At 71.1% G+C, this 21,786-nt stretch carries 19 protein-coding genes and 1 tRNA gene; 9 read left to right on the plus strand and 11 right to left on the minus strand.

Going from position 1 to position 21,786, the window contains the following annotated elements; translation table 11 throughout:
* Nucleotide 1 precedes the first annotated feature (1 nt).
* Together ACIQBL_RS43435 and ACIQBL_RS43440 are read right to left on the minus strand one after the other, a co-directional pair.
* Nucleotides 2-523, minus strand: a complete 522-nt coding sequence (locus ACIQBL_RS43435; RefSeq protein WP_401953253.1) for an NUDIX hydrolase — start codon at nucleotides 521-523, stop codon at nucleotides 2-4.
* Nucleotides 524-551: 28 nt separating this feature from the next.
* Nucleotides 552-1,445, minus strand: a complete 894-nt coding sequence (locus tag ACIQBL_RS43440) for a DMT family transporter (RefSeq protein WP_401953256.1) — start codon at nucleotides 1,443-1,445, stop codon at nucleotides 552-554.
* A gap of 419 nt (nucleotides 1,446-1,864) precedes the next feature.
* Here ACIQBL_RS43440 and ACIQBL_RS43445 point away from each other — a divergent pair, with 419 nt between their 5' ends.
* The 4 genes from ACIQBL_RS43445 to ACIQBL_RS43460 all read left to right on the plus strand — a co-directional run bounded on the left by ACIQBL_RS43445 (nucleotide 1,865) and on the right by ACIQBL_RS43460 (nucleotide 5,886).
* Nucleotides 1,865-2,815: a hypothetical protein gene (locus ACIQBL_RS43445; protein WP_401953259.1), complete on the plus strand. Its 951-nt coding sequence runs from the start codon at nucleotides 1,865-1,867 to the stop codon at nucleotides 2,813-2,815.
* Between the two features lie 35 nt (nucleotides 2,816-2,850).
* Nucleotides 2,851-4,398 carry an APC family permease gene (locus tag ACIQBL_RS43450; protein WP_401953262.1) on the plus strand — a complete coding sequence of 516 codons (1,548 nt, stop codon included), beginning with the start codon at nucleotides 2,851-2,853 and terminating at the stop codon, nucleotides 4,396-4,398.
* Between the two features lie 125 nt (nucleotides 4,399-4,523).
* Entirely contained in the window at nucleotides 4,524-5,267 is a 744-nt protein-coding gene (locus ACIQBL_RS43455; RefSeq protein WP_401953265.1) for a molybdopterin-dependent oxidoreductase, read from the plus strand.
* Nucleotides 5,251-5,886 (plus strand): cytochrome b/b6 domain-containing protein, encoded by a 636-nt coding sequence (locus ACIQBL_RS43460; protein ID WP_401953268.1) that lies wholly within the window; start codon nucleotides 5,251-5,253, stop codon nucleotides 5,884-5,886. The genes ACIQBL_RS43455 and ACIQBL_RS43460 overlap by 17 nt, the downstream gene beginning before the upstream one ends.
* A 33-nt stretch (nucleotides 5,887-5,919) precedes the next feature.
* Here the strand turns inward: ACIQBL_RS43460 and ACIQBL_RS43465 are convergent, their stop codons facing one another.
* The 4 genes from ACIQBL_RS43465 to ACIQBL_RS43480 are packed head-to-tail and all read right to left on the minus strand — an operon-like array spanning nucleotide 5,920 to nucleotide 9,729.
* The gene (locus tag ACIQBL_RS43465; protein ID WP_401953594.1) at nucleotides 5,920-6,945 is read right to left on the minus strand and encodes an L-idonate 5-dehydrogenase; all 1,026 of its coding nucleotides are present in this window, start codon (nucleotides 6,943-6,945) and stop codon (nucleotides 5,920-5,922) included.
* Between the two features lie 23 nt (nucleotides 6,946-6,968).
* The gene (locus ACIQBL_RS43470; protein WP_401953271.1) at nucleotides 6,969-7,727 is read right to left on the minus strand and encodes an SDR family oxidoreductase; all 759 of its coding nucleotides are present in this window, start codon (nucleotides 7,725-7,727) and stop codon (nucleotides 6,969-6,971) included.
* Between the two features lie 10 nt (nucleotides 7,728-7,737).
* Entirely contained in the window at nucleotides 7,738-9,165 is a 1,428-nt protein-coding gene (locus ACIQBL_RS43475) for a gluconate:H+ symporter (RefSeq protein ID WP_401953273.1), read from the minus strand.
* A gap of 45 nt (nucleotides 9,166-9,210) precedes the next feature.
* Entirely contained in the window at nucleotides 9,211-9,729 is a 519-nt protein-coding gene (locus tag ACIQBL_RS43480) for a gluconokinase (RefSeq protein ID WP_401953276.1), read from the minus strand.
* A 130-nt stretch (nucleotides 9,730-9,859) separates the two neighbouring features.
* Here ACIQBL_RS43480 and ACIQBL_RS43485 point away from each other — a divergent pair, with 130 nt between their 5' ends.
* Nucleotides 9,860-10,561, plus strand: coding sequence for a FadR/GntR family transcriptional regulator (locus ACIQBL_RS43485; RefSeq protein ID WP_401953279.1), 702 nt, complete (start codon nucleotides 9,860-9,862; stop codon nucleotides 10,559-10,561).
* 5 nt (nucleotides 10,562-10,566) lie between these two features.
* Here ACIQBL_RS43485 and ACIQBL_RS43490 read toward each other — a convergent pair whose 3' ends face one another.
* The 4 genes from ACIQBL_RS43490 to ACIQBL_RS43505 form a co-directional block, all read right to left on the minus strand.
* A complete protein-coding gene (locus ACIQBL_RS43490; protein ID WP_401953281.1) occupies nucleotides 10,567-10,944 on the minus strand; it encodes a YchJ family protein in 378 nt (125 codons plus the stop codon).
* Between the two features lie 791 nt (nucleotides 10,945-11,735).
* Nucleotides 11,736-13,079, minus strand: a complete 1,344-nt coding sequence (locus tag ACIQBL_RS43495; protein ID WP_401953284.1) for a M1 family metallopeptidase — start codon at nucleotides 13,077-13,079, stop codon at nucleotides 11,736-11,738.
* Between the two features lie 80 nt (nucleotides 13,080-13,159).
* On the minus strand, nucleotides 13,160-17,023 hold the full coding sequence (locus tag ACIQBL_RS43500) for a Pls/PosA family non-ribosomal peptide synthetase (protein ID WP_401953287.1): 3,864 nt from the start codon (nucleotides 17,021-17,023) through the stop codon (nucleotides 13,160-13,162).
* Between the two features lie 277 nt (nucleotides 17,024-17,300).
* A tRNA-Leu gene (locus ACIQBL_RS43505) sits at nucleotides 17,301-17,385 on the minus strand.
* 200 nt (nucleotides 17,386-17,585) lie between these two features.
* On the opposite strand from ACIQBL_RS43505, the gene ACIQBL_RS43510 reads away from it, so the two are divergent.
* The 3 genes from ACIQBL_RS43510 (at nucleotide 17,586) to ACIQBL_RS43520 (ending at nucleotide 20,552) form a co-directional block, all read left to right on the plus strand.
* Nucleotides 17,586-18,911: a M20/M25/M40 family metallo-hydrolase gene (locus ACIQBL_RS43510; protein WP_401953290.1), complete on the plus strand. Its 1,326-nt coding sequence runs from the start codon at nucleotides 17,586-17,588 to the stop codon at nucleotides 18,909-18,911.
* A gap of 159 nt (nucleotides 18,912-19,070) precedes the next feature.
* Nucleotides 19,071-19,304, plus strand: a complete 234-nt coding sequence (gene chpH / locus ACIQBL_RS43515) for a chaplin ChpH (RefSeq protein ID WP_043681560.1) — start codon at nucleotides 19,071-19,073, stop codon at nucleotides 19,302-19,304.
* Between the two features lie 156 nt (nucleotides 19,305-19,460).
* Nucleotides 19,461-20,552, plus strand: a complete 1,092-nt coding sequence (locus ACIQBL_RS43520; RefSeq protein WP_401953293.1) for a chaplin — start codon at nucleotides 19,461-19,463, stop codon at nucleotides 20,550-20,552.
* A 97-nt stretch (nucleotides 20,553-20,649) separates the two neighbouring features.
* Here the strand turns inward: ACIQBL_RS43520 and ACIQBL_RS43525 are convergent, their stop codons facing one another.
* Nucleotides 20,650-20,838, minus strand: coding sequence for a DUF5703 family protein (locus tag ACIQBL_RS43525; protein WP_005485166.1), 189 nt, complete (start codon nucleotides 20,836-20,838; stop codon nucleotides 20,650-20,652).
* A 47-nt stretch (nucleotides 20,839-20,885) separates the two neighbouring features.
* On the opposite strand from ACIQBL_RS43525, the gene ACIQBL_RS43530 reads away from it, so the two are divergent.
* Entirely contained in the window at nucleotides 20,886-21,620 is a 735-nt protein-coding gene (locus tag ACIQBL_RS43530; RefSeq protein ID WP_401953296.1) for a hypothetical protein, read from the plus strand.
* Nucleotides 21,621-21,786: the final 166 nt, after the last annotated feature.

A 21,786-nucleotide genomic window follows, 5' to 3' on the forward strand; every position in this document is an offset into this window, starting at 1 on the left:
CCTATCCGGCCGTTTCTTCCCGGTACCCCTTGAGCCTCTCGTAGGCCGCCAACCCGTCCGGCACCCACTCCCACTCGCCCAGCCGCCGTTCGATCTCCCCCTCCTCCAGGAAGGCGTGCCAGGCGACCTCTTCGACCTGCGGGCTGACCGGGAGTTCGCAGCGCACCTCGTACACCGCCGACCACCAGGTCTGCCCGGCGCCGTCGTCGTACAGGAACTTGAAGAGGAAGCCGGGGCGGGGCAGCCCGGAGACGCCCAGTTCCTCCTCGGCCTCGCGCAGGGCCGCGTCGTCGTAGGACTCGCCCGTGCCGACCACCCCGCCGACGAACATGTCGTAGAGGGAGGGGAAGACGAGTTTCGTCGGGGTGCGGCGGTGGACGAAGACGCGGCCCTGCGCGTCGCGGGCCCGGACGAAGACCGCGCGGTGGCGCAGGCCCCGCGCGTACGCCTCACCGCGCGGGGACCGGCCGATCACTTGGTCGTTCTCGTCGACGATGTCGAGGATTTCGTCAGCTGCGCTCATGACCCCATCCAAACAGGGGGGCGGGCGGTCAGCGCGGCTGGAGGTCCAGTGCCGGTTTCGGCCGCACCGTTCCGCGCGGCATCGCGGGGTGCATGCCGAGGAGCAGGATGCCGACGACGATCCCGGCGAGGCCCACCGCCTCCCAGGCCAGCGCGCCGGTGTCGGTGCGCAGCCGGTCGCCCAGGAAGCCCACCCCGCAGATGATCCCGGCCAGCGGCTGGGCCGCGGTGAGGGCGGGCAGGGACATGCGCAGGGGAGCGGTCTCGAACGCGCTCTGCACGAGGACCAGCCCTGTCACACCGAGCGCGAGCACACCGTACGGCTGCCAGCCCGTGACCAGTTCGGTGAGGCCGCCCTCGGTGAAGCGCTGGCCGCTGACCCGGGTCAGCGCGTCCTGCACGCCGTAGAGAAGACCGGCGGCCAGGGCCAGCAGGACCGGGCCCGCGCTGAGCCGGGAGCGTTTGGCGTACGTCGTGAGGAGGAGGGCGGCGCCCACCATGGCGCCGATGATCAGCCAGTGGCGGAAGGGGTCCGTGACCGCCGTACCGCTGTGGGGCTCGCCCGCGACGATGAACGTCGTGACACCGCCCGCGAGGAGCGCGAGGCCCGCCCAGCCCTGACGGCCCAGGGGCTGCCGGGTCTGCTTGCGGGAGAGGGCGAGGGCGAAGAGCAGGTTCGTCGCGAGGAGCGGTTCCACGAGGGAGACCTCGCCGTGGCCGAGCGCGATCGCGCCGAGCACCATGCCCGCGATCATCAGGCCGATGCCGCCGAGCCAGCGCGGCACCTTCATCAGGTCGAGGAGCAGCCGCGGGGAGAGGAAGTCGTTCAGGGGCGCACGCTGGGCCGCGTTCTGCTGGAGCACGAACCCGAAGCCGAGGCAACAGGCCGCGCTCACGGCGAGCGTCAGAACCAGAACCGACACGCTGCGTACCTCGATCGTCAGGCCGGGTTACGGGATGCGTTTGGGCGACTGTAGCGCCCCAGGGCCCGGCGTGCCCCTGGGAGTGCCCGGAAGCGGGCGGTCGACTCGGTCACGATGCTCCGACAGCCCGGTGGCGGTCGGAGGCTGCGGCGGGACCGTGCTCCCATGGTCCGCCGCCGCGCGCCCGAGCGCCATGGCCTACGCCACACCGGTGACCCGCGAACGCCGAGGAGCGTACCGCCACGGGGAGCGGATTGGGCCACTTCTGTCACAAGTGCCGCACGCGCGGCGGAAGTTGACAGGTGTAACAGCAGTTCGGCACTTGACGTGAAGTATTGGTGGAGGGTTTGCTGTGCGTGATCGGCCGATAGCGCGCCGATGTCCCGCAGCGTCGCGTGAGGATCGTGAGGAATTCCCGGGTGTCCCCACCCCCGCCACCCCTCGGACGCCGTCACAAGCGTGCGTCCCAGGCCTTCGACGCCGCGCTCGACGACGACCAACTCGTCGCCGCACGGGCCGCGTTGGCCCAGGGTCGCTGGCAGGCGGCGCGCGGACTGCTCGCCCAGACGGGCGACGAGTGGGACCTGCGCGCCCACCGGGTCACCGTCCTCGCCCTGGAGTCCTACACCGCCGCCTGGGCCCGCGACTGGCTGCTCGCCGAACCCGAGTCGGGCGACGCCTCCGTCCTGCTCGCCGTGGCCCTGGTCCAGCGCGCGCTGGCGGGCAAGGAGAAACCGGCCCGCGCCCGCGACGCCTGCCGCGCGGCGGCGGCCCGTGTGCCCGACGATCCGACGCCCTGGCTCGGACTGCTCCTCCTGGAGTACAGCCTCGGCACCGACGAGGACGTCGTCCGGCTCTTCGACGAGGTCCGCCACCGGCACGCCGACCACCACCACGCCCACCACCTGATGGTGGCCCGGCTGGCCGAGCGCCGGGCCACCGCCGGTCTCGACCCGCTGCACGAGGTCTACGACTTCGCCTACTGGGCCGCCGAACAGGCGCCCGCCGACTCCCCGCTCGCGATCCTGCCGGTCGTCGCGCACGCCGAGCGCTACCGCGTGCTCGCTGCCGCGGGCCTGGAACCCGCCGACCCGGCCGCCTCCGGGCACTGGTCGGGACGCCGGGCCCGGCAGGTGATGAAGGCCGCCTTCGACTGGTGGCTGGAATGGGAGCACGAAGGCCATCCGCGCCGCCTGGTCGACCTCAACTTCCTCGCCCACGCCAAGTGCTGCGAGGGCCGCAGTGCCGAGGCCGCCGCCCTGTTCCACCGCATAGGGGAGCACCCGACCCCGGCCCCGTGGTCCTACCCGGACCGCGACCCGCTCACCGCCTTCCGAGCCGCACGCGACACCGCGCTCGGTACGTCGTAACGCCCCCGTAGCGACCCCGAAAGGACGTTCCCGCCATGACGACGGGCAGTTCCAGCACGAGCAGCGCCACCTCGGACGGCGGCGGAATCAGTACGTTCAGGGGGCAGGAGCGCGCCCTGCGCGCCGACCGCCTCGGCACCGGGGGCCTGCTGCTCTCCGTGCTCGCGGCGACCGCGCCCCTCATGGTGGTCGCGGGTGTCATGCCCACCACATTCGCGGTGATGGGCATCGAGGGGCAGCCGCTCCTCTTCGTCCTCCTCGGCGTCGTCCTGGTCCTCTTCAGCGTCGGCTACGCCGAGATGAGCAGACACGTCCACAACGCGGGCGCCTTCTACGCGTACATCTCCCGCGGCCTCGGCGGCACCGCAGGCGCGAGCGCGGCCCTGGTGGCACTCGTCGCGTACAACGCCCTCCAGGTCGGCATCTACGGCATCTTCGGCTTCGAGGTCTCCGGACTGTTCTCCATCTACGCCGACCTCCAAGTCGCCTGGTGGATACCGGCGTTGGCCGGCGTGCTCGTCGTCGGCGCACTCGGCTGGCTGAAGATCGACGTCAACGCGCGCGTACTCGGCGTCCTGCTGGTCATCGAGGTCGCGCTCGTCGTCGTCTTCGACATCGCGGCCGTCGCCGACCCGGCCAAGGAGGGCCTGTCCCTGCACGCCTTCAACCCGGACACCCTCAGCGGCGCCGGCGTCGGCACCGCCCTGTGCTTCTGCATCGCCGCGTTCCTCGGCTTCGAACAGGCCCCGGTGTACGCCGAGGAGACCAGCCGCCCGCACATCCTGGTGCCGCGCGTGATGTTCCTGGCGGTCAGCGGCGTCGCCGTCTTCTTCGCCCTCAGCTGCTGGGCGCTCACCGTCGCGACGGGGCCCTCCCAGATCATCGGCGTCTCCCAGAAGCAGAGCGCCGGCCTGCTCTTCTACCTCACCGACGCCCGCCTCGGCGGCACCTTCACCGACGTGCTCCACGTCCTGTTCGTCACCGGCATGTTCGCGGCCATGCTCAGCTTCCACAACGTCGTCGCCCGCTACGCCTTCGCCATGGGCCGCGAGGGCCTGCTGCCGTCCGCCTTCGGCCGTACGACGACTGCGAGCGGAGCCCCCGGCACCGGCTCGCTGCTCCAGACCGCCGTGTCCGCCGTGATCGTGATCGCCTTCGCGGTCGCCGACGACAAGCCCACCGGCGACCCCACCGAACCCGTCCTGCACCTGTTCACCTGGTTCGGCAACATCGGCGCCCTCGGCGTGATCCTGCTGATGGCCGCCGCCTCCCTCTCGGTGATCGTCTTCTTCGCCCGCCGAGGCTCCGCCGGCGCCCAGGCCTGGCGGCTGGTCACCTCCGCGCTGGCCGGTATCGCGCTGGTCGTCATCGCCGTCTACACGGTCAAGGACTTCGACGTCCTGGTCGGCGCCGGCCCCGACTCGTCCCTGAGCTGGATCCTGCCCGGCATCATCGGCCTCGCGCTCCTCATCGGCCTGGCCCAGGGCCTGCTCCTGCGCGCCCGCAACCCCGAGGCGCACGCGCGGATCGGCCTGGGCAACGAGGCGTTCCAGCTGGACAAGGCGGCGGCGGAGACGCCGTAGGAACCCTGTCGAGGAACTGTCGTCGACCTGTCGTTGCTGAGAAGCGCGTAAGAAGTGGTTACGGAAGTCTGACGGGCACCCGCGATCTCTGGCCGTGCCGGGCTCGCGGGTGTTCGAATGAGTGGGTGAACCCTGAACAACCCGAGCCCGAGACCGCGGAGAAGCCGGAGGGCCGACCGCTCGGCCGCCGTGTCCTCCTCGGCACCCTCGGCCTGGGCGCCCTGGGCGTCGTCACCGCGCCCGCCCTGCAGAAGGGCATGGAGGGCTTCCTCGGCGCCGTGTCCGGCAAGGACCCCACCGGGCTGACCGGACTGCTCCCGAACGGCGGCGGCTTCCGCTACTACTCGGTCACCGGGTCCGTGCCGCACAAGAACGCCACGAACTACCGGCTGACCGTCGACGGCCTGGTCGACAAACCGGCGTCCTACACCCTGGCCGACCTGCGCGCGCTGCCGCAGACCCGGCTGGTCAAGGACGTCCAGTGCGTCACCGGCTGGCGGGTCCCGGGAACCCCCTTCGAGGGGGTACGACTGTCCCGGCTCCTGGACGCCGCGGGAGTGCGCGCCAAGGCCGGGGCCGTCCGCTTCAGCTGCTTCGACGGCGCCTACACCGAGAGCCTCACCCTCGACCAGGCCCGGCGCTCCGACATCCTGGTCGCGCTGCGCATGCAGGACAAGGACCTCGGCCACGACCACGGCGGCCCGGTCCGCCTCTACGTCGCCCCCATGTACTTCTACAAGTCCGCGAAGTGGCTCTCCGGCATCACGGTCACCGAGCACGTGAAGCCGGGATACTGGGAGGACCGGGGCTACGACGTCGACGCCTGGGTCGGCAAGTCGAACGGACGTGACGATGACCCTACGAGCTGAGGCCCAGCCCCCGCGGACGGAGCCGTCGGCCCGCGTCCGCCGCTTCGGCCGCACCGAGCGCTGGGTGCACCGGACCACGGCCGCGCTGATGGGCATCTGCGTGGCCACGGCGGCCTGCCTGTACATCCCGCAGTTCGCCGAACTCGTCGGCCGCCGTGAACTCGTCGTCCGCGTCCACGAGTTGTCCGGAGTCGCCCTCCCCGTCCCCGTCCTGGTCGGCCTCTTCTTCCGAGGCTTCCGCGTCAACCTCGGCTTCCTCAACCGCTTCGGCCCGCACGACCGCGTCTGGCTGCGCGGCGCCCTGATGCGCGACAAACGCCGCTCGGCGCGCCCCGCGGGCAAGTTCAACGCCGGCCAGAAGGTCTACGCCAACTGGATCGCCGGCGCCACCCTGGTCATGCTCGGCACGGGCCTGATGATGTGGTTCACCCACCTCACCCCGATCATGTGGCGCACCAGCGCGACCTTCGTCCACGACTGGCTCGCCCTGACGATCGGCATCGTCCTGGGCGGGCACATCGGCATGGCGCTGGGTGATCCGGAGGCGCGGGCGGGGTTGCGTACGGGGTCGGTCAGCAGGGAGTGGGCGAAGCGGGAACACCCGCTGTGGAAACCGTAGTCGGGCCTTGACCGAACGTGCTGGTGACCCTGATCAGCCTCCGAAGTCCAGCAGCACCTTGCACGACCGGCTCCGGTCGGCCGCCAGCGCGAACGCCGACTCCGCCTCCCGCACCGGTACCACCGCACTGACGAGACCGTCGAACGCGGGCTCCACCGTGAGGAGTTGGAGCGCCTCGTCGAACTCCGTGTCGAAGCGGAAGGCTCCCCGGAGTTCGATCTCCCGGCTGACGACGAGGTTCCCGGCGAAGAGGCTCTGCCCCGGCGGCAGCATCCCGAGCTGGACGACCACCCCGCCCCGCCGTACGAGCCGCAGACAGGTGTCGAGACCCGCCGCCACCCCGGACGCCTCGATGGCCACGTCGACCTCCGACGGCCACCCGGAGTCGTCCGGGTCATCGGCCCGTACGACGGTGTCGGCGCCGGCCGCCGTGGCGTAACTCAGGGCGGCCGGGAGCAGATCCGTGACCGTGACGTGTGCCGCGCCGGCCGCCTTCGCCGCCGCGACGACCAGACAGCCGATCGGGCCCGCGCCGGTGACCAGCACATGGCGTCCGGTCACGTCACCTGCCCGGCGTACCGCGTGCAGCGCGACGGAGAGCGGTTCGGCGAGGGCGGCCCGGCGCAGCTCCAGGCCCTCCGGGATCGGCCTCAACTGGTCTGCGGGGACGACGACTTGGGCCGCGAATCCGCCCTGTACGTGCGGGAAGCGGGCCGCGCTGCCGAGGTACCGGGTGTCCCGGCAGACGTTGCGGCGACCGTCCGCGCACTCGGGGCACACCCCGCACGGAGTGGCCGGGTGCACGGCAACCGCAGTACCGGCGGCGGGACCTGAGGCTCCGGGGCCGTAGGACACGACCGTGCCCACCACCTCGTGGCCCAGCAGCATCGGTTCCTTGAGGCGGAAGTCGCCGACGCCGCCGTGGCGCCAGTAGTGGAGGTCCGAGCCGCAGACGCCGCCGTAGCGGACGGCGACGAGAGCCTGGCCGGGGCCGGGCTCCGGAACCGTCAACTCCTCGACCCGCAGGTCGTCCTGACCGTGGATCACGCAGCCCAGCATGTCCGACACGATGATGTTCCCTTTCACAGCACGCTCGTCATACCGCCGTCGACGTACAACACCTGTCCGCTCACGAAGTCCGCCGCGGGGGACGCCAGGAACAGCACCCCGCCGACCAGGTCGTCCGTGGTGCCCCAGCGGCCGGCCGGGGTCCGCCTGCGCACCCAGGCGCTGAACTCCTCGTCCTCGACGAGGGGTTGGGTCAGTTCCGTCTCGATGTAGCCCGGGCCCAGGCCGTTGACCTGGACGCCGGACGGACCCCAGTCCGCGCACATGCCCTTGGTGAGCATCTTCAGGGCGCCCTTGGTGGCCGCGTAGGGCGCGATGCCCGGGCGGACCACCTCGCTCTGCAACGAGCAGATGTTGATGATCTTCCCGTGTCCGCGTTCCGTCATCCGCCGGGCCGTCTCACGGCCGACCAGGAACGCGCTGGTGAGGTTGGTGTCGATGATCCGGTGCCAGTCGGAGTCGGTGAACTCCAGGAGCGGGGCGCGCAGTTGCATGCCCGCGTTGTTGACCAGGATGTCCAGCGGGCCCACCCGGTCCTCAACATCCGCGATCCCAGCGGCTACTGACGGACCGTCGGTCACGTCGAAGACGGCCGTGTGGACATCGCCGGACAGTTCGGCGGCGGCCTTGGTGAGCCGTTCGCCGTCCCGGCCGTTCAGGACGACCGTGCAGCCGGCCTCCAACAGGCCCCGGGCGAGGGCGAGTCCGATGCCCCGGCTGGAACCGGTGACCAGGGCCGTCCGGCCACTGATGTCGAAAAGAGGATGACTCATTCCCGTACCCCTAGATGATCAGTGAGAGGAGGAGGACCAGTCCGCCGGCGACCACCGAGATGATCGTCTCCATGACGGACCAGGTCTTGAGGGTCTGGCCGACGCTCAGGCCGAAGTACTCCTTCACCAGCCAGAATCCGGCGTCGTTGACATGGCTGAAGAAGACCGAGCCCGCGCCGATGGCGAGGACGAGGAGCGCGGTGTGGGTCGTCGACATGTCGGCGGCCAGAGGTGCTACCAGACCCGCCGCCGAGATCGTGGCCACCGTCGCCGAACCGGTCGCCAGCCGGATCGCGACCGCGATCAGCCAGGCCAGCAGCAGCGCCGGGATCGACCAGTCCTTGGAGATGTCCAGGATCATCTGACCGACACCGGAGTCGATCAGTGTCTGCTTGAAGCCGCCGCCCGCGCCGACGATGAGCAGGATGCCCGCGATCGGCATCAGCCCCTTCTCGACGGTCGAGGACAGCCGCTCCTTGGTGAAGCCCGCCGGGCGGCCCAGCGTGAACATGCCGACGATCACCGCCGCGAGCAGCGCGATCAGCGGGGAGCCGATGACGTCGAAGACACGCTGCACGGTGTGCGTGGGGTCGTCCACGACGATGTCCACCAGCGCCTTGGAGAGCATGAGCACGACCGGCAAAAGGATCGTGGCGAGGGTCGCGCCGAAGCCGGGACGGTTCTCCAGGTCCTCGGAGGGGCGGGCGGCGGGGGTCTGGGGGGAACCCCCAGTTGAAGGCAGCATGCGCTCCGGGGCCTGGACGTCCACCCAGCGGGCGGCGACCTTCGAGAACAACGGGCCCGCGATGATCACGGTCGGGACGGCGACGAGCACGCCCAGCGCCAGGGTCAGACCGAGGTTGGCCTTGACCGCGTCCACGGCGACCAGCGGCCCCGGGTGCGGCGGAATGAGCCCGTGCATGACCGACAGGCCCGCCAGCGCCGGGACGCCGATCCGCATGAGCGAGTAGTTGCCGCGCTTGGCGACCATCAGCACGACCGGGATCAGCAGCACGATGCCGACCTCGAAGAACAGCGGCAGCCCGATCACCGAGGCGATCAGCACCATCGCCCACGGCATCGACCGGGGACTCGCCTTCGCGAGAATCGTGTCGACGATCTGGTCCGCGCCGCCGGAGTCGGCGAGCAGCTTGCCGAGGATCGCGCCGAGGGCGATCAGCACGCCGACGCCGGCGACCGTGGTGCCGAGCCCGGCGGTGAAGCTGGTGATGGCCTTGTCCAGCGGCGCCCCGGCGAACGCGCCGAGCGCGAGCGAGCCGATGGTCAGCGCCAGGAAGGCGTGCATCTTGAACTTGGTGATGAGCAGGACGATGACGGCGATGCCCGCCAGTACGGCGATGCCCAGCTGCGCGTGGCCGGCCGAGGTGATGGGCTCGACGGGGTCCGCTGCCAGCAACTCGACGCTGAGTCTGGTCACGGTGGATTCCTTGCGGATGTGGGGAGTTGGGGGTGACGGGAGGTACTAGAAGGTCGGCTCGGGAACCTGCGCGAGCGCGGCCATGGCCCGCCCGGCGATCTGCTCCGGGCTGCCGCCGACGTCCACGGAGACGCCGGCCTCGTCGGCCTCCAGCGGCTCCAGCGTGGCGAACTGCGAGTCGAGCAGCGCGGTCGGCATGAAGTGCCCGTGCCGGTGCGCCATCCGGTCCTCGATGAGCGCGCGGTCACCGGTCAGATGGACGAAGACGACCCCGGGGGCGGCGGCCCGCAACCGGTCGCGGTACGACCGCTTCAGCGCCGAGCTGCTCACCACCCCGCCGAGCCCCGCCCGCCCGTGTGTCCAGTCGCCGATGGCGTCCAGCCACGGCCACCGGTCCTCGTCGGTCAGCGGGTGCCCGGCCGACATCTTGGCGATGTTGGCCTGCGGGTGGAAGTCGTCGCCCTCGGCGTACGGAACGCCGAGCCGGGCCGCGAGCAGGGGACCGATGGTGGTCTTCCCGGTGCCCGCTACGCCCATGACCACGACGACATGGGGGGTACGCATCGCTGCCTCACTGTCTCCGTCGACACCTGATGTCGATTCCACTGAAACCCATTAGGTACGACGAAATCAAGAGTCTGTGACGAATAAGTCTGACTTTTAGCTTCCGTGATGCGCCCCGTACGCTGAGTGCATGACCACTCCGGGCCGCGGGCTGCACGGCCGCGTACTCGACTCCCTCGGCCCCGCCATCACCGCGGGCGAGTACCCGCCGGGCAGCGTCCTGCGCACCGACGAACTCGCCAAGGACTTCGAGGTGTCCCGCTCCGTGATGCGCGAGGCGGTCCGCGTCCTGGAGTCCATGCACCTGGTCGAGTCCCGCCGCCGCGTGGGCGTCACCGTCCGCCCCAAGTCCGAGTGGAACGTCTACGACCCGCAGGTCATCCGCTGGCGGCTGGCCGGCGCCGACCGCCCGCAGCAACTGCGCTCACTCACCGTGCTGCGCTCCGCGATCGAACCGATCGCCGCGGGTCTCGCCGCCAAGTTCGCCACGGCGGAGCAGTGCGCGGAACTCACCGAGTGCGCGATCGGCATGGTGGCCAACTCGCGCGGCCACAAACTGGAGGCCTACCTCGTCCACGACGTGGCCTTCCACCGGGTCATCCTCGCCGCCTCCGGCAACGAGATGTTCGCCCGCCTCGGCGACGTCGTCACCGAGGTCCTCGCCGGCCGCACCCACCACGAGGTCATGTTCGAGGACCCCGACCCCGCCGCCGTCACCCTGCACGTCCAGGTAGCGGAGGCGGTCCGTGAGGGAGACGCGGTCCGCGCGGAGACCCTGACCCGCGAGATCACGGTCGGCGCGCTTCAGGAACTCGACATCCTCGCCCCGTAGTTGGGCTAGTCCAGGAACTCCCCGTCGACGTAGACCCATGCCCCGTCGACCCGCTCGAACCGGCTGCGCTCATGGACCGAGCCGCCCTGGTAGGACGCCCGGAACGTCACGGTCCCCGCGGAGTGGAACGCCGACCCGCCGCTCGTGCCGAGGATCTCCAACCCGGTCCACCGCATCCCCGGATCGAGTTCGAGGGGTGCGGCGGGCCGGGTCCGCGGGTGCCAGGTGCGCAGCAGATAGGGCGCGTCCAGCCGCACGAAGGCGCTGTAGCGGGAGCGCATCAACGCCTCGGCGGTGGGGGCGGCGGTGCCGGAGTGGTACCGGCCGCAGCAGGTGTCGTAGGGGGTGGGGAGGCCGCAGGGGCAGGAGGTGGGTCGGGGCATGGGGACCATTGTGCCGGGGTGACGCTGAGAGGCAGGGTCGCGTAGGGCAGATCAACGCTCGACCGCGTCAGCCGGAACCATTTGTGCTCCAGTGTCGCGCGGGCGAGGAGCTCCGGCTCCGCCCTCTGGGGCTCCCCGTCGGCGGGTGTGGCTTTGACGAACTGCACCAGGAGGGCGCCGGTGACCCGGGTGCCGATCTGCTTCACAAACCCTGGCGGGAGGATCCACTCGACCCCTGTGTACAAGGTTTCCTGGACCTTGCGGTGGATTCTCCTGACGTACCACTCGTGCTTGGGCATCTGAGGTGCGCTGTGTGCGGTCAGGTGAGCGACGGCAGCCATCACCGGGGCGAGTGCCGGGTAGGTGCCGACGGCAGCCGTGACTTCCCCGACGGCCTGCGCAAAGGGGGCGGCTGTGTGCAGATCCTCGGCCAGGGTGGATCTCCACGCCCGCTCCGCTTTTACCGGCGGAAGGTGGTAGACGACCGCCTGGAGATCCTTCACTCGCCAATTGCCCACAGCCGGAAAGAGCAGCTCGACTTTCAGGTGCGGCGGCGCGTCCCCGAGGTACCCGAGCGTCCAGACGTACAGATTCCCCGTGAAGTGGTGGGACGGTCGGGACTCCCTGGCGAAGATCCGCTCCAGCGGAATGGAATGCGGCTCCGTCTCCCCGTAGACCTCCAGCCACTCACCTGTCTCCGCGCACCGCCGATTCCACACAGACGCCATGACCTCACCCCGTGAAGTCACTTGATACTCCGTCAGTTCCCCACCCGCAACGGAGCTGACCGCTCAGACCGCGATCCCCGTCTCCGCCGAAGGCATCGGCGGCAACCGCGTCCCGTACACCCACGCCTCGAAGAGCTGGTCCAACGGCTCGGACGTGAACCGGGACGCGTGGGACGTGAACGTCGCTGTCGTCACCGTGCCGTTGCGGTGCAGGCTCGCCCAGCTCCGCAGCATGCGGAAGAACGCGATGTCGCCCAGCGCGCAGCGCACCGCGTGGACGGTGACCCCGCCGCGTTCGTAGAGCCGGTCGTCGAACATCGACTTGCGGCCGGGGTCGGCGAGCCGCAGGTCCTGGGGGAGCGTGGAGAGCAACCGGTGCGCGGCGGCGGCGTGTTGATGGGCCGTACGGCCGCCCGAGCGCTCGGACCACAGCCACTCGGCGTACTTGGCGAAGCCCTCGTTCAGCCAGATGTGCCGCCAGTCGGCGATGGACACGCTGTTGCCGAACCACTGGTGGGCCAGCTCGTGCGCGACGAGCCGTTCCGAACCCCGGGCCCCGTCAACGTGGTTGGCGCCGAACAGCGACAACCCCTGTGCCTCGACGGGGACATCGAGCTCCTCCTCCGTCACGACGACCGCGTACTCGTCGAAGGGGTACGGCCCGAACAGGTCCTGGAACAGCTCCATCATCGCGGGCTGCCGCGCGAAGTCCCTTGAGAACTCGGGCAGTAGGTCCGACGGGATGTGCCCGTGCTGCGGGACGCCACCCAGACCCGGGTCGCCCAGCAGCACCGTCTGGTACTTGCCGATCGACAGCCCGACGAGGTAACTCGACGTCGGCGCCGACTGCTCGTACACCCAAGTGGTCGTAGAAGCCTTGGTCGTTCGGGTCAGCAGCCGCCCGCCCGCCACCACCGCGTACGCGGACGGCGTGGTGATCGAGATCTGGTACGACGCCTTGTCGGCGGGCCGGTCGTTGCACGGGTACCAGGACGGCGCCCCGATCGGCTGGCTCGCCACCAGCGCCCCGTCGGTCAACTCCTCCCAGCCGAGGCCGCCCCACGGGCTGGCGACCGGCTTGGGGTTGCCCGACCAGTGCACCTCGACGGTGAACGCGGCACCGGCCCGCAGCGGCTTCGCGGGCCGGATGCGCAGCCGTCCGCCGCGGTGCGTGTAGTGCGGCTGGCGGCCGTCCACCCGGACCCGGCCGATCTTGAAGTCGCCCAGGTTCAGCTGGAATTCGGGCAGCGGCGCACGGCCCGCTATGGCGTTGATACGGGCCGTGCCGGAGAGACGGTTCGGGCCGGGGCGGTAGTCCAGCGCTAGTTCATAGCGGTGCACCCGGTAGCGGGCATCGCCGTTTGCCGGGAAATACGGGTCCGGACCCGCCGCCTGCTGAACGGTCACTGCTGCGTCTGCTCCCTGCGCTGTGCTCGTATCTCGTACCCGTGCACCGCCCTCCGAAGCCGACGCCGCGTGACCTGTGTTCAGGGTCGCCATGACTCGATCGGATTGCCCAGCCAGCGGGTGTCGTCCGGGACGGACTCCGCCGCCATCACGAGCGAGGCGGGGCCAAGAGTGGTGCGCGCCCCGACCTCGCTGCCGGGCAGGACGATTCCGCCAGGACCCAGCGTCGCGCCCTCACGGAGGACCACAGTATCCGTCCGCAAGATCCGGTCGTGGAAGAGGTGGGTCTGGAGCACACAGCCGCGGTTCACCGTCGAGGCGTCTCCGAGGGTCACCAGGTCGGTCTCGGGCAGCCAGTAGCTCTCCACCCAGACGCCCTTGCCGATGTGCGCGCCGAGCCCGCGCAGCCAGGCCGTCAGCACCGGAGTACCCGGTACCGAACCGGCCAGCCAGGGCACCGCCACGACCTCGACGAAGGTGTCCGCCAGCTCGTTGCGCCACACGTAGCCGCTCCACAGCGGGTGCTCGGCACCGTGGTGCCGTCCCACCAGGGTCCACTTGGCCACGATCGAGATCAGCCCGGCCAGCGCGCCGACGGCCAGCAGCACGAGCCCCGCAAGCAGTGGCGCCCACGCACCGAGCGCGCACAGCGCGGCCACGGTCAGCACGGCCAGACCCGCCGAGCAGAACACCGGCACGATCCGGCACAGCTCGACAAGACCGCGCGCCCACAGCAGCCGGGCCGGCGGGTCGTACGTCCGGCTCTGGTCGCCGCCACTCGAACTCCGCGGCAGCTTCACCGGCGGCAGCCCCAGATACGACGTGCCCTTCTTCGCCTTCTTCGGCGTCGCCGACAGCACCCCGACGAGCCCGCCGTCCGGCACGCTCCGCCCGGGCGCGGTCATCCCGGAGTTCCCGAGGAACGCCCGCCGCCCGATCTCGGCCCGCCCGATGTGCACCCAGCCACCACCGAGTTCGTACGGCGCGGTCAATGTGTCGTCGGCCAGGAAGGCACCTTCGCCGACGGTGGTCAGGCTGGGCAGCGCGAGCACGGTCGACACTTCCGCACCCCGCCCGATCCGCATCCCGAGCAGCCGCAGCCACACCGGCGTGACGAGCCCGGCGTACAGCGGGAACAGGGTCTCGCGGGAGAGGTCCATCAGCTGCGTGACCGTCCACGCCTGCCAGCCGATCCGGCTGTGCGTGGGGTGCGTACCCTCGCGCAGACCCAGGCTGAGCAGTCGTACACCGATCAGGATCAGCAGCGCGTACGCCAGCCCGAAGGCGAGTGTCGCCGGGACCAGGGCCAGGGCCGCGCCCCGCAGGGCCTCGCCGAGACCGTCGCCCGGTGCCACGAACAGGCTGGTCACCAGCAGCGCGACCGCGCCCGCGACCACCGGCAGCATGGTGAGCGCGAAGCCCGTCACGCCGTACATCGCGCGCCAGTACGTGCCCCGCTGCGGGCGCTCCTTGGGCCAGTTGCGCTTGGCCTTGCCGAGCTTGACGGCGGGCGCGCCCGCCCAGCGCTGGCCGGTCGGGACGGTGCCGGTGACGGCCGAACCCGGCGCGACCTCGGCCCGCTTGCCCACCCGGGCGCCGGGGAACAGCATGCTGCGCGTGCCGACGACGGCGTGCGCGCCGACCTTGACCGGGCCGATCTCCAGGCGGTCGCCGTCCAGCCAGTAGCCGGAGAGGTCCACCTCGGACTCGACGGCCGCACCGCGGCCCAGCTTGAGCATGCCGGTGACCGGGGGGAGGGAGTGCAGATCGACGTCCGGGCCGACCTTGGCGCCGAGGGCGCGTGCGTACCGCTCCAGCCACGAGCCCGTCAGCGCGGTCGCCCCGCTGAACTCGGCCAGCCGTTCCGCCGCCCACAGCCGCAGATGGACGCCGCCACCACGGTCGTAGCGTCCCGGCTTCACCCCGCGCAGCAGCAGCCGCGCACCGCCCGCGGCGATCGCGAGCCGGCCGGGCGGGCTGAAGAGGAGCAGCGCACCGGCGCCGACCAGCCACCACGAGGCGGTGGGCAGCCACGCGTAGCCGTTGAGTACGTTGCCGAGGGCGGCCAGTGCCACCGTCCAGCGCAGGCCGACGAGCGTGAACAGGGGGACCAGCGCGAGGAGTTGGATCACCTTGGCGCGCGTCGGCACCGGCGCGATCACCCGCGCCGTGCCGTCGCCCTGCGCGGAGTCCTCCAGGTGCCGGGCCAACTTGCGGAGTGTGGGCTGCTGGTAGATGTCGAGGACGGCCGCGCTCGGGTACCGGGTGCGCAGCCGCGTGGTCAACTGGGCGGCGGCCAGGCTGCCGCCGCCGATCGCGAAGAAGTCGTCGGCGGCACCGCTCACCGGGATGCCGAGCACCTCGGCCCACTGCTCCGCGAGCCAGGCCTCCGTGCCGTAGAGCTGCTCCTTGGCGCCGGCGGTCTCCAGGCCTTCGAGCGGCCAGGGGAGCGCGTTCCGGTCGACCTTGCCGGAGGTCCGGGTGGGGAGGTCCTCGACCGGGGCGATCAACGGCACGAGGGCGGCGGGCAGTTCGGCCCGCAGCTTCTCGACGGCCGCGGCCTGGTCCCAGCCCTCCTGCGTCACGACATAGCCCACCAGCAGCTGGTTGCCGCTGCGCGCGGTGCGTACGGCGGCAGCCGCACCGGCGACCCCGGGCAGCGCCTGGAGGGCCGCGTCGACCTCGCCGAGTTCGATCCGGCGCCCGCCGAGCTTGATCTGCTCGTCGGCCCGGCCGAGGAAGATCAGCCCCTCGGGCTCGGCCTTGACCAAGTCACCACTGCGGTACGCCCGTTCCCAGCCGAGCGATTCGAGGGGCGCGTACTTCTCCGCGTCCTTCTCGGGGTCCAGGTAGCGGGCGAGCCCGACCCCGCCGATCACCAACTGCCCGCTGCCGCCCATCGGGACGGGCACCCCGGCCTCGTCGACGACGGCCAACTCCCAGCCGTTCAGGGGCAGTCCGATGCGGATGGGCTCGTCGCCGGTCATCAGGGAGGCGCAGGCGACGACGGTCGCCTCGGTCGGGCCGTAGGTGTTCCAGACCTCGCGGCCCTCGGTGACCAGCCGCTGCACCAGCTCGGGCGGGCAGGCCTCACCGCCGAAGATCAGCAGGCGTACGTCGTTCAGAGCCTCCGGCTCCCAGAGGGAGGCCAGGGTCGGCACGGTCGAGACGACGCTGATGTCCTGGTCCACCAGCCAGGGGCCGAGGTCGGCGCCGCTGCGGACCTGGGAGCGAGGGACGGGCACCAGGCAGGCGCCGTAGCGCCAGGCCAGCCACATCTCCTCGCAGGACGCGTCGAAGGCGACGGACAGCCCCGCCATGACCCTGTCACCCGGACCGATGGGGTCGTCGGTGAGGAACAGGGCCGCCTCGGCGTCCACGAAGGCCGCCGCGCTGCGGTGCGTGACGGCGACGCCCTTGGGCTTGCCGGTGGAGCCGGAGGTGAAGATGATCCACGCGTCCTGCTCGACACCGGGCCGGGCGGCCGGGGCGTCGCTGTGCCCGAGAACGGTCAGCGCGTGCTCGGCACCGATCACGGCCCGCACATCGGCCTCGCCGAACACCAGCTCGGCCCGCTCGTCCGGGTCCTCGGCGTCGACGGGAACGTAGGCGGCACCGGCGGCGAGTACGGCGAGGATCGCGACGTAGAGATCGTTGGTCCCGGACGGGACGCGGACGCCGACCCGGTCGCCGAGGCCGACGCCGGCCGCGGCCAGGGTGCGGCGCAGGGTCTCCACCTCGACGGCCAGCGCACGGTAGGTGAGGCGGACGGTGCCGTCGTCCAGGGCGAGTTCGTCGGGATACGACCGCACCGAGGCGTCGAGGATGTCGACGAGCGTGCGGGCCGAGGCGGCCGGCGCCGCGGAGAAACGTGCCGTATCGCCGAACTGGGTGCGGATCTCTTCGTCAAGCCCGAGAGCACTGCTCTCGTGTATGGCTGCCATCGGTCCTCGCGTCTCGAACCCGGAAACATCCGGGGTGCTGGCGGGCCCGCAGGTATGCCTGGGGTTGTCCGGCTCCAGCTCCGTTCCGTAACAAGCCGGAAATTTTAGTACGACGCTATGCGCCCGGCCTGCCGACGGCCACTCGGGGAAGCCGGACGGGGGCGCTCCGTGAGCGTCCGGCAACGCTCTGGCCTGGTGATCTTCAATCCGAAGGAGACATCCCCCACAAATGCGGCGAGGGCCACGACCTTGGTGGTCGCGGCCCTCGCCTGCGATGTGTCCGAGGGGGGACTTGAACCCCCACGCCCGTTAAAGGGCACTAGCACCTCAAGCTAGCGCGTCTGCCATTCCGCCACCCGGACAAGGTGTCTGTCGCGCGTGGTTTCCCCCGCGGCGACGAAGGAAACATTACCAGGCTTCCAGGGGTGGCCGATCACCCCCTGTTCGCCCCCCTTTCCCGCGTGAACGGCGTGTGACGGGGGCGGACCGCCCTTGGGGCGCGGGCCGGGGAGGGGGAGGATGAGGGAGAGGACCACCAGCAGTGACAGTGGGAGGAAGCAGCGTGAGCGACACGGACACGGCCAAGGGCGTCACCGGTGAGGACGAGGTCGTGGACCTCTGCCGCGAGCTGATCCGGATCGACACCAGCAACTACGGCGACCACTCGGGCCCGGGTGAGCGCAAGGCGGCCGAGTACGTCGCCGAGCAGCTCGCCGAGGTGGGCCTCGAAGCGAAGATCTTCGAGTCGCACCCGGGACGCGCCTCCACGGTGGCCCGGATCGAGGGCACGGACCCCTCCCGGCCCGCGCTCCTCATCCACGGCCACCTGGACGTCGTGCCGGCGAACGCGGCGGACTGGACCCACCACCCCTTCTCCGGCGAGGTCGCGGACGGGTGCGTGTGGGGGCGCGGGGCCGTCGACATGAAGGACATGGACGCGATGACCCTGGCGGTCGTCCGCGACCGGCTGCGCAGCGGGCGCAGGCCTCCGCGCGACATCGTGCTCGCGTTCCTCGCGGACGAGGAGGCGGGCGGTACGTACGGGGCGCGGCACCTCGTCGACAACCACCCCGAGCTGTTCGAGGGCGTCACCGAGGGCATCAGCGAGGTCGGCGGGTTCTCGTTCACCGTGAGCGAGGAGCGGCGGCTCTACCTGATCCAGACGGCTGAGAAGGGCATGCACTGGATGAAGCTGACCGTGGCCGGCACCGCCGGGCACGGATCGATGATCCACCGGGACAACGCGATCACCGAGCTGTCGGAGGCGGTCGCCCGTATCGGCCGGCACAAGTTCCCGGTACGGGTCACGAAGACGACGCGGGCCTTCCTCGACGAACTGGGCGACGCGCTCGGTACCCCGCTCGACCCCGAGGACATGGAGTCCACCCTCGCCCGGCTCGGCGGCATCGCCAAACTCATCGGCGCCACTCTCAGGAACACCGCCAACCCGACGCAGCTGAACGCCGGTTACAAGGTCAACGTCATCCCCGGCGAGGCCACCGCGCACGTCGACGGGCGGTTCCTGCCCGGCTACCAGGAGGAGTTCCTCGCCGACCTCGACCGGATCCTCGGGCCGAAGGTGAAGCGTGAGGGCGCGCACTCGGACAAGGCCTTGGAGACCTCCTTCGACGGGCCTCTCGTCGAGGCCATGCAGTCCTCGCTGCTGGCCGAGGACCCGACCGCGAAGGCGATCCCGTACATGCTCTCCGGCGGTACGGACGCCAAGTCCTTCGACGACCTGGGCATCCGGGGCTTCGGCTTCGCACCGCTCAAGCTGCCCCCGGAGCTGGACTTCGCGGGCATGTTCCACGGCGTCGACGAGCGGGTGCCCGTGGAGGGGCTGAAATTCGGTGTGCGGGTGCTGGACCGGTTCATCGACGCGTCGTGAGACGGCGGTCGACGTCCGTTGACACCTGAATTCGACCGCGTGTGCGGAGGCGACTGGGACGAGTGAATGTGCTCATAAGCTCGTAGCTCCATTACTCCTTCCTCGTTACAGGTGATGCGATCGGCAACACGAGATCGCTTTTGCCAACAAGGAGGAATAATGATCAAGAAGGTCGTCGCCGCTGCGGCTGCCACTGGTGGCCTGGTTCTCGCGGGAGCGGGCCTGGCCGTCGCCGACTCGGGTGCCCAGGGTGCCGCCGTGCACTCCCCGGGTGTCGTTTCCGGCAACGTCATCCAGGTGCCCGTGCACGTCCCGGTGAACGTGTGCGGCAACACGATCTCGGTGATCGGCGTGCTGAACCCCGCCTTCGGCAACACCTGCATCAACAAGTGACGTCGCCCCTCTGAGGGGTGACCACGTCCTCGGCCCCGGAGTGCGCGCCATGCGCTCCGGGGCCGACGGTCTTTGCGCGAGAAGTCGAGCGAGAAGTCGAGCGAGAAGCCGCGTGAGGAATTTCAGTCAGGAATGAAGGCAGGGGGGAATTCAGCAATGCGACAAGTCACCCGCAAGAGTTTGATGACCGTGGCGGCGGCGACCGGAGTGATCGCCGCCGCGGGCGGTGTCGCCCACGCGGACTCGGGCGCGAACGGCTCCAGTGCGGACTCACCCGGCGTGCTCTCCGGCAACACCGTGCAGGCACCGGTGCATGCGCCGGTCAACGTCTGCGGCAACACCGTGAACGTGGTCGGGATCCTCAACCCGGCGGTCGGCAACAAGTGCGTCAACCAGGGTGGGGACGGCAAGGGCGGTGGCTACGGCGGTGGTCACAGTGGCGGTGGCGGCCATGGCGGTGGCCATGGCTCGTCGGGCGGTTACGGCGACGACGGAGGTTACGGCTCCGGCGGTGGTTACGGCTCCGGCGGGCACGGGGGCTCCGGCGGACACGGAGCGCACGGCGGCTCAGGGGGCGCGTACGCCGGCGGACACGCCACCGGCTCGCCCGGTGTCGGCTCCGGCAACCACGTCCAGGTACCGATCGACGTCCCGGTGAACGTGTGCGGCAACAGCGTCGACGTCATCGGCATCGGCAACGCCGTCACCGGCAACGACTGCGCCAACGGCGGCGGTTGGAACGGCGGCGGGCACCACCACGGCACACCTCCGGGCGGCGGCGGACACCACGGGGGTGGCGGTCACGAGGGGGGCGGTCACCACGGAGGGGGCCACCAGGGCGGCGGGGGTCACGAGGGTGGCGGTCACCACGGAGGGGGTCACCACGGGGGCGGTGGTCACCCGGGCAGGCCTCCGGGCGGCGGCCACGGCACGACCCCGCCGGGGACTCCGGGACACCCTGGGACGCCAGGTCACCCCGGGACGCCAGGTCACCCGGGTACTCCCGTGCACCCCGGCACCCCCGGTCACCCCGGTTCGCCGGGCACCTCGCCGGTCAAGGGCGTCCAGACGCCGATCGGTTCCGCGCACGTCGACCAGCGCGGCGCCCACTCCGCCGTCCGGTCCCAGGGCCTCCCGCAGCTCGCGCACACCGGCAGCGAGCTGCCGCTGGGCCTCGTGCTGCCCGTCGGAGCGGGCTCGCTGCTCGCGGGCGCGGTCCTCTACCGCAAGGCGCGCGCTTCGGCGTAGCACCCGGGAACATGTGATCTGCGCGACCGGGACATGTGATCTGCGCGACGGAGGGGCCCCGCACCGTCGGGGCCCGCTCCGTCGCGCCCGGCTCAGCTCACCACGTCGCGCGCACCTGGCGGATGATCCGCCGGCGCAGCCGCACCCTGCGACTGCCGTCGCGCAGCAGGCTCAGTCGGTCCAATTCCCAGTGTCCGTACTCGGCATGGTCCGTCAGGAGACGTGTGGCGTCCTTGCGGGAGACCCCGCGCGGTACGTACACGTCGACAAATTCGTATTCCGGCATCGCATCTATTGTGCGGGCAGAGCCCCGGTACGGATAGCGTCTGCACTATGTCTGATGCTGCGCAGCCCACCGCTGCCGAGGTACGCGCCGCCGCCGAGGCGGTCAAGACCGCGCTCGACCGCCACCTGGCCGCGGTCGAAGGCCGGTCGGGGGAGGACGACCCGGCCGTCTACGAGGCGTTCAACCAGCTCGCCGCGGCCGCCGAGGTCTACGACGAGCTGCTCTACGACCGTTATGACGAGGTCACGCCTTTCGAGATCCCCGGTACGGACGACTCCCTGCCGCCGTACACCGGCCCGGAGGAGCCGAACGCGGTGAGCGTGCTGATCCGCCGTGACTACGCCGTGGCGGAGCCGCAGCGGCTGCTGGCCCAGGCACAGCGGGTCGAGGCCGCGGTCGGCGACGGGACGGGCACGGAGGCCTCCGCCACGATCCACGGCGCGCTCGGCATCCTCTTCGACGAGTTCGAGGCGGACGAGATCGCCTCCCGGCCCAAGGAGTTCGGTCTGGAGGAGGGCGACTCCACGCTGTGGGTGACCGCGGCCGACGAGACGGCCGAGCCCGGCTCCTGGCTGGAAGCCCCCTTCGAGCAGGTCGATCCGCAGCGGGTGGTGTGCCGCTTCGACGTCAGCGCGGTCTTCGACGACGAGATCAACGACGAGCTGGACGACATCGACGAGGTGGACGAGGCCGAGGAGGAGATCGAGGACGACCTCGATCCCGACCTCGACGCCGACCTCGACGAGGACGAGGACCTGGAGGCGCTGGAAGCGGACCGCTGAGAGGCGCCGCACCCCGCTGCTGTGACGACGACGGCGGGGGGGGGCCCCCGCCGCCCCCCCGGGCCCCCCCCCGGGGGGGGGGGCGGGCGGCCCCCCGGGGCCCCCCGCGCGCGGTGTTGGGGCCCCCCCCGCCCCCCCCCGGCGGGGCCGGGGGGGGGGGCCGGCG

This window comes from Streptomyces sp. NPDC088350 (assembly GCF_044753545.1).
GTDB lineage: Bacteria > Actinomycetota > Actinomycetes > Streptomycetales > Streptomycetaceae > Streptomyces.